The 12,215-nt window shown below is 60.1% G+C and carries 9 protein-coding genes; 2 read left to right on the forward strand and 7 right to left on the reverse strand.

Features of this window, described 5'->3' with window-relative positions:
• The 6 genes from H292_RS28275 to H292_RS28700 all read right to left on the reverse strand — a co-directional run.
• On the reverse strand, positions 1 to 108 hold a 108-nt coding region (locus tag H292_RS28275; RefSeq protein ID WP_155949842.1), incomplete at its 3' end, for a helix-turn-helix domain-containing protein.
• A 363-nt stretch (positions 109 to 471) separates the two neighbouring features.
• Positions 472 to 1,161, reverse strand: coding sequence for a hypothetical protein (locus H292_RS28280; protein WP_155949843.1), 690 nt, complete (start codon positions 1,159 to 1,161; stop codon positions 472 to 474).
• A 125-nt stretch (positions 1,162 to 1,286) separates the two neighbouring features.
• Positions 1,287 to 2,681 (reverse strand): AAA family ATPase, encoded by a 1,395-nt coding sequence (locus H292_RS28015; RefSeq protein WP_155949844.1) that lies wholly within the window; start codon positions 2,679 to 2,681, stop codon positions 1,287 to 1,289.
• A 115-nt stretch (positions 2,682 to 2,796) separates the two neighbouring features.
• Complete coding sequence (locus H292_RS0126525) at positions 2,797 to 4,485, reverse strand: DEAD/DEAH box helicase (RefSeq protein ID WP_196806205.1); 1,689 nt, start codon at positions 4,483 to 4,485, stop codon at positions 2,797 to 2,799.
• The gene (locus H292_RS28695) at positions 4,482 to 6,869 is read right to left on the reverse strand and encodes an AAA domain-containing protein (RefSeq protein ID WP_331271186.1); all 2,388 of its coding nucleotides are present in this window, start codon (positions 6,867 to 6,869) and stop codon (positions 4,482 to 4,484) included. The genes H292_RS0126525 and H292_RS28695 overlap by 4 nt, the downstream gene beginning before the upstream one ends.
• Positions 6,856 to 9,396: an AAA domain-containing protein gene (locus H292_RS28700; RefSeq protein WP_081631917.1), complete on the reverse strand. Its 2,541-nt coding sequence runs from the start codon at positions 9,394 to 9,396 to the stop codon at positions 6,856 to 6,858. The genes H292_RS28695 and H292_RS28700 overlap by 14 nt, the downstream gene beginning before the upstream one ends.
• A gap of 700 nt (positions 9,397 to 10,096) precedes the next feature.
• Between H292_RS28700 and H292_RS28285 the strand changes: the two genes are divergently transcribed.
• The gene (locus H292_RS28285; protein ID WP_143545525.1) at positions 10,097 to 10,687 is read left to right on the forward strand and encodes a hypothetical protein; all 591 of its coding nucleotides are present in this window, start codon (positions 10,097 to 10,099) and stop codon (positions 10,685 to 10,687) included.
• Positions 10,688 to 10,850: 163 nt separating this feature from the next.
• On the opposite strand, the gene H292_RS0126540 is transcribed toward H292_RS28285, so the two are convergent.
• Positions 10,851 to 11,855 carry an HNH endonuclease gene (locus tag H292_RS0126540; protein WP_020113419.1) on the reverse strand — a complete coding sequence of 335 codons (1,005 nt, stop codon included), beginning with the start codon at positions 11,853 to 11,855 and terminating at the stop codon, positions 10,851 to 10,853.
• A gap of 109 nt (positions 11,856 to 11,964) precedes the next feature.
• On the opposite strand from H292_RS0126540, the gene H292_RS0126545 reads away from it, so the two are divergent.
• On the forward strand, positions 11,965 to 12,215 hold a 251-nt coding region (locus H292_RS0126545; RefSeq protein WP_027499120.1), incomplete at its 3' end, for a transposase.

Raw genomic sequence — 12,215 nt, forward strand, 5'->3', positions numbered from 1 at the left:
CGACCGGATGGTCTTACGGTCTCGGCCGGTGTGACGGGCGATCGCCGAAATCGTCCAGCCTCGTTTGTGCAGGGCGTGTACTTCCACATCTTCCTCCCATGTAAGCATGAGGAGCGGGTCTCCTTCGGATAGCTGGTCGGTGGTCAGAGACCACCAGCATCGTGGGAGACCCGCCCTCGTTGGCGATGCCACACGGGTGGGGAATTTCAGTGAGCACTAGTGGGGAATTTCGATGAGCGCCGTCAAAGTCGCCAATCACTGCGCAATTGAGGTGCGGCGCTCATGACAAGAGCCACACAAGCCGTTGCGCCACGCCAGTGGTTCGTGGACGTGAGCGGGTGTGACCCAGTTGGGACAGTAATGTTGAATCTGCCGATTTCTGTCGAAGCTTACGAACGGCTTTTTAAGGAAACCATAAACCGATAGACCAGGATCACCCCAACGTTAGTTCAATTGAAATTCATCTATGTTTTATGACAAACCCAGATTTTCCCGAAGCGCTTCCAACCATTTCGACCTGGATAATGCTAAACCGGCAGACCCACGGACTTGAGCGGCAACATGATCGGGATCCGCGGCCGCCATGGGTAACGTGCCTACACACTTGCGAAGTGCAACGCTGATCGCAGTTATCACGTCCTTGCCTCTGTATACATCTGTTGCACTGGGCCCTTTTAACGCCGCCTCAAGCACGGTTTGAAACGTCGGTGGTGCTGACGACTTGGAAATCAAAGCCCTACAATAACTATTCAGATTTAGGGTGAGGCTCGACTTGTCGATCTTGGCAGTCAAGGAAACATCATCGAACGGCAAACCCCACCCGTTCAGCCGGCTGCTTTCCCTGAGCGCTGAGACTGGCTCAACCAGAATTACCAAGTCGTTCACGACCTTTTCAGGCCCTCCCCATTTTTCAATCTTAGCGGAGGAACCGATATGCATAATTAGGTCTGATAGGACGCCATAATGAATCAGCATTGCCTCCAAATCTGTTAGTTCGTAATGGCAGTGAACTGCGGATAAATCAGCCAAATGACGCGGGTCATCGAAATCCCTGTCAGTTACACACCAAAAATTCTCAACAACCCACTGAACAAGGGTTCTTGCGGTGGCTATCACATTAGACTTTCCATCAACAGGAAACACATCGACGTCCGGCAACAACGGCGCCAACACTAACTTGTCAGCTGTACCCTCAACGATTAGAATCGGACGCCGACTAGATTGGCGGTGTTGCCTTATGCGATCAGCCGGTTGATCATAATCACGAAGCCTACTACTAGTATTCATTATTCGAAAAGATCATCTTCATTGTTGCTTTCATCGGTTTCATCCAAGCCATTCTCTGGCATATTGGAAAATTCAAGTTCTTCGGCCAGATCCCATCGACCGTTAATAATTGAAGTGCTGTGGGTTGCAAGCAGAATCTGCAAGTTTGCAAGTTTCGAAACGTTACTTATGTCATCCAAGAACGCATGCTTCCATGCGGCATGCATTGATATCTCCGGCTCATCGATTAGCACCAAGGAACCTTCTTTGGCACCAAATAGTAACAATGTAAACAGGGCTATTAGATGCTGCTCGCCAGACGACAGATTCGAAACTGCGATTCTTTTTGATCCTTTAACTGTGCAAAAACCAAGGTTCCCTCCCGGGTTCATGACAGTTCGCTTTCCCGACGGAAGCAGTTTGCTATCCAATATATGACGTAAAGCCAGCAACTTCTCATTGATTGGTAGAAGGGGGTCGATACGTTCTTCCCAATCATCCAAGAAGACGTTAAGTATTCTACGGACAGTCGGCGTTGTTTCATCTGGAAATTCAAGGAGCGTTTCGCCCACTGCAAGACCATTATCGGTCAAAGCAGCATATTTCCGCACAACACCATTGTACCTGGCTTGCAGCTCTGTTTTTTTCACTGTGTCTTTGGCGGCTAATAACGCCCGCGCGGCGAAGCTGACGTCAGCCCGCTGTGTAGCTTGCACCGAGTTTCGCCGGGCTTCGGTAACTTGCTGCCGAATTTGATCTATATATCGACGAATCGGGGATGCTTCACCGAGAGTAGTTGCGACTCCTCTCCGTTCGTTGGCCGCCGAGGACACCCGGCCGACCGCCGCTGACGTATAGAACACGTCTAATCTTTTAGTGTCAATCAGTATCGGGCTTATACCCTCGACAAAATTACTAATATCCCGATTTTGGCGGAGTTTCGATGTCGCGTTTGACTCGATTTTTATATCGAATCTTCGTTCCACCTGCACGGCCGACATTACTCGCCCCGATCTGTTATCTATCCAATTTCCATCTACAGTGGCCTGGATGAAACTTGGGAGTCTATTATCCTCAAGATCGATGTCCGCCTGATAAACAATTACAGAGTTTCCCGCATTGCGATGTTTTCCATATACGCTAAAATGGAGCTGTATTTCATCTAATCCGGAGCTTATGTCTCTACTGACTTTGAGGCTCGTGTTGTCCGACGCAGTCAGTATCACGCGCCTGAAGGGCAGCTGAATTAGTGCCCTAGCGTCAAGTTTCAACAGTGCGCGAATTAGCGTCAAAACATGAGTCTTTCCTGCGCCATTAGGCGCGGTCAGAATTGTTGGCTCAGTCAACCGGAGCGTCACCTGATGCTCCATGTAGCCGAACAGTCCGTCAACCCTAACTTCTTTTATTCGGCGCATGGCCTCATCATACACCGTTGATGCATTACAGAAGCGTGAGTTCGTAGCAATCGATATTCAGTAACCGAACCGTTCAAGATTGGCACACCGAATGGCCTCGATTGAGTGTCACATGCTATTTCCAGGCACTGAGACGAAGCGTATTACCAGCCTCCCTCTCCAACGACTTCAACCCCCGCTTTTCGAGGCTTTCGATGACCATCTGCTTGAGATTCATCTCCGCCGCCACCTGGGACAAGGTCCGCGGCTTCGCCCCGTCGATCCCGTACCGCCGGATCAACACCGATGCCTCCCGCACATCGATCGCAGCCATACACCGCAGAATCCCGTCCAGATGATCGGGCGTACCGTACTGCGCCTCCGACAGAATCTCCTTCACCGTCCGCGTCCTCGCCGCAGACACCGTCGTCGTCACCATCTTCGACTGCGGAATGACGATCGGCTCGATCGGCGTCGGCTCCACCGCCGGCTTCGGCATGATCGGCGCCGACTGATCCAACCAACTCGCCAACACCGCACCCGCATCAGCAAGCTCGACGTCCACGACCTCCTGCGCCACACCCGTCAACTCGTCCAGAAACGCCTCGTGCGCACCCAGCGACGGATCCTCGTTCGTCCCCGCCACGTACATGATCACGAACGCCGCAGGCCGACCATCAGGCTTGAGCCGCAGAATCCGCCCCATCCGCTGAATCATCTGCCGCTTCGACGAACTCGACGCGATGATTACCCCGACATCCACCGCCGGCACATCGATCCCCTCGTCCAGCACCCGCGGCGCCACCAGAGACGTCAGCTCACCACTACGGAACTGCTTCAGGATCCGCGTCCGACCCACCCGATCCAAATGACTCGAATACTGATGCGCCGCCACCCCACCAGCCTTGAGCACTTCCGCACCCTTCGCCGCAGACTCCTTCGTCTCCGAAAACACGATCGACCGCTCCGACTTCCCCAACCCCGGTGTGATCGCCGCCAACGCCTGCAACTTGCCCTCACAGTCCGCCAACAACGCCCGCCGCTTACTGAACGCCGACAGATACCGACTCGCCACCCGGCTCGCCGGCAGATGCCGCTCCTTGCTCAGATCCACCGCATTCTTCATGAACTCACCGAACGGCTCGGCAGCACAGCCATAGTCGTAGATCAACGTGTTACGCAGAGACTTCGCCTTCTCGTCCAAATCCTGAAACTTCGACGCCTCCCCCGCAGAGAACGGCACCGCCACCGTCATCACCCGCACCGGCGCCAGGATCCCGTCACGTCTCCCCCGCGCCGCATCACACCCCTTGACCAGATTCTCGAAATACGGCATCAGATGCGTGTCGACACCGTCGTCCTGACGCTCCAACGTCGCCGTCAACCCGAGCCGCTCCTCGAACCGGTTGATCAGCACCTTCGCGAACGAACCCGCCCCGTAGCGATGCACCTCGTCGGCCACGAGTAGGGCACCGGTCCGCGGCATCGGCGCACCCGGCCGGATCGCCGACTGAATCGTCGTGATCATCACGTCGTACAGACGGAACGTGTCGTTGTGCCCGTTCCCCCGCCGCCCGATCCGCACACTCGGCAACGCCTTCACCAACGCCGTGTACCACTGCTCGAGCAGATCGATACTCGGCACCACCACCAATACCTGACGACCACGACTCACCGAATCCAGCGTCGCCGCCAACCCCACATGCGTCTTCCCGGTACCGGTGACCGCCTCCACGATCGCGCGAAAACCCGACGACACCCACGCATCGAACGCTTCCTTCTGCCAGTCCCGCAACCCCTCGGACCGGTTGACCACCTGCGTCATAGCGTCAACCCCTGCGGCCGCACCCATTCCTCCACACCATCGCGTTTTCGTCTGACCAGCTTCCGAGTCACAACCAGGTCAGCCAACAACTGATCCGCCTTCGTCCCCGACAACCCCGTCACCCGCTGACACCGCTCCAACGTCAACGGCGCAGTCGGACGCGCCGCGGCAATCGCGATCTCCCGCGCCCCTGCCCACGACGCCACCGGCAACGCATCCAACTCGGCCTGCAGTGAGCGACTTCCGGACACCACGGCCGGCTCACTCTCCACACCCGATGTACGACGCCTGCGCGGCATCACGTCCGGCGTCGGAGCCGGCGGTCTCTTCTTCGACGCTCTCAGCGCATCGTCGCGAGACTTGATCTCCGCGAGAGCTTCTTGAACCGCCTCGGGCGTGACCTCGCAGTCCTCGACGGTTTGCGCGACAGAAAACTTGTTGCGCTTCTGCGAATACCGAATGGCCGCAATGAGATCCTCGCGCGGCATCGTCCGGACTGGCGTCGGTTCCGGCTCAACGGGCGCCTCGTCCTCGGCGTCCTCGAAGTGGTCCTCGGGTTCGTCCAGGTCCTCGGGCTCGTCGGTTGTTTCGATGACCTCGGGCAGTGGCGCGAGATCGACGTCGACTGTCCGAGACGGCGCGGGCTCTTCGACGATCGCGAGCTCGATCACCTCGTCGTCGGCGTCGGCATCGTCGGCGTCACGGACAAGCTCGATCGGCGACCACGATGACGGCCCGGCACCCTCGACGACTACCGCCACCTCGTCGGGCAGGACGCCGACCGAGTCGAGGATCTCGGTGATGGTGTCGAGCACCCGCTCTCGGTCGAGGGCGAAGTCCGACGCCCGCACACGATGGAACACCCATCCGTTGCGGCGCAGTTCGAACTCGCGCTCCATACGATCCATGAGCTCGTTTGTATCGACCTCGGTGTCGTCGTCGCATTCGATCGCCACGCGCACCGCAGCACCGGTGACGACGAGGTCGATCGTCATCTCGTTGACGTCGACACGGGGGTTGACGTGATACCCACGCTCACGCAGCGCGAGGAAGACCTGCTGCTCGAAGAGCGATCCGAAGTCCGGATGCCGGCTGTCCGCCGAGACCGACGACGGCATCGCGGGCACTGGAACCGTCGGTGACGCTTCGACGTAGGACAGCAGCGACCGTCGTAGATCCGTCGCCGACAGGCTGTCGGCCGTGACGGAGTGGAACAGCCACAGCTGGTCCCGCGCACGGGAGGCAGCGACGTTGAACCGGCGCTTGAAAAGGTCGGCGGTCATTGCGTTCGACGACGAGCCGGGTGCGACGACCATCGACAGGAACATCACGTCGCGCTCGTCGCCCTGGAAGTCAGGCGGCGTGCCTACGCGGATACGTCGCTCGTCGATCTGCTCGGACGGAACCCGCTCGAACAGCAGCGACCGGATCAGGTCCGCCTGCGCAGCGCTTTGCAGGACGGCGACGCCGAATGTCTTGTCGACGTAGTCGGGTTCTGCGAGACAGACAACGAGCTGGTCGACGAGTGCATGCGCCTCGGCCGGGTTCGTCAGCCGGGTGCTCGAGCCGGCCGTGGTGGCGTCGTCGACGAGGGTACTGCGCAGCGGTGCAAGCCGATCCGCTCCGAACTGCCGCACGGGCACGAGCGGCATGTCCCTGTAGAACTGCATCGACGACCACTCGATGATTTCCGGCATGGATCGGTAGTGCTCGCGCATGCGGACGACGTCGCCGAACCGTGCACGCAGCAACGTGAACAGACTCGACTTGGGCGTCAGCATCAAGCGGGTGCTGACCGGGACGTCCGAGAGCAAGTTGTCGAGCCGTTCCATCACGGATCGCAGCGTGTAGTTCTTGATGCCCGGAGGGGCGCACTGCTTGTCGTCACCGACGACGATGATCTTCGGCGCCAGCCACATCAGGAGCAGGCTGGTGACCTCGGACTGGCTTGCCTCGTCGACGATCACGACGTCGAACGCGTTCTGCTGCGGCGGAATCGACGACAGCACCTGCGCTATCGGCATGACCCACGCCGGCACCACCGTCTGCGCGTCCTGCATCGCCGCACGAGCCGCGACGCGATACCGCTGCGCGAGACTACTGGTGCCGAGCCCCGCGTTCGACATGTTCTCCTGATACGCGCGCAGCGCGGTGACCTCACGATTGGTCATGCGCTGCAAGCATTCCTGCCACGCCTGCTCAGCGGCGAGCTTGGCCGTGAGTGACGAAATTTCTGCGTCGAGGGTGTCGAGATCGTCGTCCAGATTGTCGTTCTCGTCGGGCTGCTGGCGGCCTTCCGCCCACTGCTTGGTCCACCGCCACGTCCACGCTGTGCCGAATGTTGTTGCCAGGGAAGCCCAGTCGGTGGCGCTATCCTCGGCCACCTCGCGTGCGAGATTCGGTGCCTGCTCGGCCAGAACGTCCAGAAGCCCAGCGTTCGCGACGGGCTGCAGATCGCTCGCGAGTCGCTCGTAGGTGTCGGCGTCGGCCGATCGCAGGGCCGCGACCAGGTAGTCGGAGTTCGGTACTTCTCGGGCCACGCGGTCTGCTACGTCGTTGAGCGATGCACGTGCCGCGGAGGCGTCGGAGCTGTCGGTGAGACCGGTGATCTCGTCGGCGACGGCGAGCGCGTCGGCGAGGGTTGTCACCTCCGGCACCGAGGCCAAGACGGCACCCAACGCTGCGACGAGCTCGTCGCGAGCGATCACGACGCTGCCGGTGGCGACGACCTGATTCCAAACCATACTGAGCGTGTCGACGCGCATACGACGACCGTCGACCCCGGTACTGGGTAGTTCGATACCGATCGTGCGCAACAGGGTTTGCCGCATCTTCGACGGCGACGAGCGATCGCAGGTGTTCGGCGACCAACCGCATGCCAGTTGCGTCGTCAGCATCGACGCCGTCGACACTGGCTCGCGCGTCGAGCTGATCCACCGCCCTGCGTGCGTCGAGACCTGCCTGACCGGTCTCGTTGCGCCGCGCCAACGCGTCGAACGCGTTGAGTGCCTGACGCGACGTGATGTCCGTCGTGACCTGATGCGACCCGACGGACGCGTCGGCGCTGACGGCGACAGACAGCATCGCCGAGACAATCTGGGCGCGGGACCAGGCGGGCACGAGCGAGCCGGCGAGGATGCGGTCGGCGAGAGTTCGATAAGCCGGGCCGAAGCTTTCGACGGCCCGCGCACGATCGGCGAGGGCCTGCGCGGACGGGCGGACGTAGTGGAGCTGGGTCTGGTCGACGTCGTCGAGGGTCGGGAGCAGCCTGGGTGAGCTGTGGGCTCGTGCGCAGAGTGTGCGCACGTCGTCGATCGACGGCACAGCCGGGTTCGGTGCACCTCCCCGAAACAGCGATGCGAACGCTCCGTCGTCGAAAGGCGGGTGCTCGGCGTGCAGCGGGCCGGGGATCCAGCCCAGGTCCGGCTGCTGGGTGTTGAGCTTGCCGACGATCGTCGCGAGCGTGCCCGAGTAGGTGGGCGACGGCGTGTGGATCTCGGCTTCGGACGATCGGGTAACGCGCATCTGCTCTTTGAGCTTGTGGCGTTGCTCCTTGGCGCTGTAGCGCTTGTTTTCGAGTGCCTTGATCATTTTGGCGGACTTGGCGGCGTCGAATGCGGCTTTGCGGTTTGCGATGGTCGAGACGCTTTGGTCGAGCTCGGCCGATCCCCCGCGCGCCATATCGGTGACGGAGACGCAGAGGTCCTGCAGCTCGGCGGGCAGTTTGTCCTTCAGTACGCGGAGCGCCTGCGCCTTTTCGCTGGTCACAAGGATCCGCTGGCCCTGAGCCATCAACGCGGACATCAGGTTTGCGATGGTGTGGGTCTTGCCGGTGCCGGGAGGGCCTTCGACGACGACGCCGGTGTCGTTCATGACGCGGTTGTAGATTCCGGCCTGGGCGCGGTTCGCAGGCAGCGGGAACAGAGGTTCGGCACTGGGTGTGTCGCTGATGTTGGCGGCGAGCCAGTCTGCGCGTGCGCTCTCGTCGTGGCCTTCGACCAAGTGGGCGAGCCCGACAGGCACAGGGGCGCCGTTGTCGAGCGCTGCGAGCATGGCGTCGTAGTAGGACACGAGCGCGTAGGAGCCACGCTTACGCAGAACCAGAGCCGGTGACATGCGCAGGGTGTCTGCGGTGGAGGCATGAATGCTGGCGGGCTTGTCGTGATCGGCGATGACGGTCAGCGGCTGCGTCAGCGCCGAGGTGGCCCACTGGCCGAGCAACCGCGGAATGTCCGACGACAGCGACGACGAGACAAGCTCGGACAGGCTTCGGTGCAGGGACTTCGAGCCGGCGCGGTCGAAGCCCTTCAGATCCAGCAGGACCTGCACGTCTTCGAGGCGCGGCGTGCTTGCGGGTGCGACGGTGACGAGGAGATCTCCCGTCGAGTCTTCGCGCGTGATGCTGGCCTGCTGGGTGACGAGGTGTGTGGCAATCTGTTGGCCACCGACAGTGGCGTTCAGGTACCCGGAGGCGATGACGAGTTCGAGGGACTCGGGCTGGGTGCCGAGGTCGTGGAGCATGAGGTCGACGGATCGGAACAGCTCGGCGAACGGGCGGCGTGTGGCGTCTTCGAGAGCCCAGCCACTCCAATCTTGAAGCCATTCGTGGGCCTCGGTGGGTGCGTGGGCTTTGACGGTGGGCGGGGTGGTGGTCTCATCGATCCACGGCTCGAGTTCCGCAGGAAGGCCCGGTGGCTGCTCGACGCTGGTGCGGGGAATGCGAACCGCAACGTCACTCGGTGCGACATCGGTATTGACGTCGAGTGGGCGTGCATCGTCGAACAGCCACTCGACCCGGGCGTCGACGCCGTACTCTCGAATCGGCTTCGACTGGGCACCCACCGTCTCGCGCAGGAACTCAAGCAAACGGCGTACGCGATCGCGTAGCTCGCCGTCATCGACTGCCGACATTCAGACCCTCACATTTCACCCTTACTTGAACAGGACTCAACTTATAGGGAGTGGGTGACAAGTTCCGAGTGTTTGGTCGAGGGGTTCGGCACGGCTTCACTGGGCAAAACGTCTCTATCTGCAGCGTTGACCGTTAGCGGGTCACTGCTGGGACACCCAACGCGGCTCAACGGAACGAAAAGTTCATCTACTTGAATGAATTTGACCGATAGTCTCACTCTCACGGCCTTCTACGTTGGGCGAGGCAACAGTGGGTGTCTATAGTTCAAGCCCAGCCACCATCGACGGCTTTCCACGCGTGGCACACACTAGGTTGAACACATGTTCGTCGGTCGGCAGCAAGGCGCTTTACCTGTTGAGGCGCTTAGTTGTCCTGGTTTTACGCGGAGCGCCAATGCGATTCAATCCACCTCCCAACTGGCCCCCGCCCCCTCAAGGCTGGGTACCACCAGACGGGTGGGCTCCCGACCCGGAGTGGCCTGATCCTCCCGCCGATTGGCAGGTATGGCTGGCCGATGACCCGAGGCCCGGCCTTGCCCGACGAGCGACGTCCAGATTTGTCGCCCACCCATTATGGACCTCGCTGGGCGCGGTCATCGGTGTTGTCGGCGTCGTGATTTCGGGTGTGCAGATTATCCAATCCATGGACACTCCCCCGCCGGATCTTGAGGTAGCGCTTCTGTCAACCACAGGATCGCAAGTGATCACCGGAACGATCATCGATTCAACTGGAAGCTATCCAGACGAACCTACAGACGTGGGTGTTACGCCCATTGACGTAACGGTCAGAAACAGCGGTGGCGAACCATCACTCATTTCACAGATCAATGCTGAGGTTCTATTTGCAGAGACATTATCGGACTGCACTTTCGGCGGTGCCGGGCCGGCGCTTGTTTCGGCGAACTACTCAGTGAAGCTCCCAACGGACGCTAACACCGGAGGCACTCGACTCGGCACCACATCAACCGAGACAAGATTCGAAGTCAAAGCCGGCGCTGTCGACCGCATGGTTGTCACCATTGGACCGGAAAAGCAGCAGGCGTCGGGTAGCTATCCGGTTGTCGTGGCCGTCCGCCTCAGTCTGGTCCACGACAACAATGAGACGCTTGACGCCGGGGCTGTATCGATTGTCAGCACGTTGGATAACGCTGAAAAACAGGTGCAGGGCAAACTAGATCCTGATTGCGCCGCGAAGAATCTTCAAGTACTCGACAAGCTGTTCGCAGTGCAATCAATTCGGTCCAACGAACTCGAGCGTCTACGCGCTGCGTACGCCCGCAGCGCGGAATGACCCGGGCTAGACGATCTAGCTATGTCCGGCGAGATATGAACATAGAGTGATCCGTCCTCGCGGTCCAACGCCTAGCGAACGCCCCAGACACCCGAAGAGACTAACTCGTCGTCACATATCGTCGATTCACTGCTCACCACGGACCCGCACAAACGGTCCATCGTCACGCCACGGTGAAGATTTTCTCTCGGTGCCAAACCAAGTACGTACTGTCAGGCCTGACCGCGCTTTCCGCAAGGACGAGTCGCTCGTGCAGTGGCGGCTTGCCCAGTGCTCTCCGAAGGGGCGGCGACTTGTCCATGTCGCCTTCGATGCCCGGCGCGTAGCTTAGGCTCAGGTCCTGGTTGACAGTAATCAGCCCCGTGTCGAAGGCAACATCGTGGGTCGGACAGGCTGTTAACCCGTTCTTGTGATCCACCCGCTCCCGGTCTGTGCTGTCTCGCCACGGCTTGATATGGCTTGCCAACAGCATTCGCGGCCGTCTACGGCCACCAATTATTCCGCTCAACCCACAGAACACGCACCTGTGCTGGTGATTGTTCAAGACATTTTGAGCGAAGCGATGCTGCCCGACCCGAACGGTAGCGACAAGAAGTCGCTCGGTGATTTCGATCGGCACATCCGCGCGCTCGCGCTCCCACTTCTCGAGCTTGGATTCGAGCGACCTTTCGATTTCGCTTGCATCCAACTCGTACTGGCCTTCCAGTTCGATTCGAGCGGCGCCTTCGATTCCCAGAAAATCCGGTAGCTCATCGGGTCCGATACCGAGAGTGCGTGCCATGTCCAGGGTGCGCAGATATACGCCCTGGAGCAGTTCGACATCTCCCAGCCGAGCGGCAACCGCCAATTCGAATCTGCCGCCGTTGCTGCGCGTTCCGTCCAGATTTGCCATCTTGGCCAAGATAGACGTCGGCGGACGCTTGAACAGGCGCGCAAGGTGCTGCACCGGAAACTCGGCACGATGTGCAGAGCCACTGCCGTACTTACTGTGGTCCATCAAGAGTGAGGCGCAGTGTGAGAGAACAACTTCGCAGGGGACGAAGTTCGCCTGCCGCTTGCCTGCAGGCGGGGTCTGACGAGCAAGCACCGACAACCATTGGTGGCGAAGTTGGTCCGGCGTCGGGTCGATAAAAGCCGAGACGCCGACGCCCATAAGCTCTTCAGCCATTCATCCCCTCTCTCGCTTCGTGCACCGCTCGCCGCCGAGTGATCGGCCCAGGGATTTCGGACAGTGGACCCGCTTAGAATAGGGATCTACTGAAATGAGTCCGACCAGCATGAGCAGATCACGTCGATCCTTCTCGGCAGAGTTCAAGGACGAACTGTGTCGAGAGGTGATCGATTCATCGAAACCGGTCAGTGAAGTCGCCAAGGCCTACGGGGTCGGTGACGACAGTTTGAGGCGGTGGCTGGCCAAGTACCGTGAGACTCACGGCGGCGGCCCGGAGAGCGAACTGACTTCGACCGAGCGTGCCCGGCTGACGCAGCTCGAACGCGAGAACCGGGAACTGCGGGCCGAGGCAGCGTT

The organism is Rhodococcus sp. 114MFTsu3.1 (genome assembly GCF_000383555.1).
GTDB classification, from domain to species: domain Bacteria; phylum Actinomycetota; class Actinomycetes; order Mycobacteriales; family Mycobacteriaceae; genus Rhodococcoides; species Rhodococcoides fascians_E.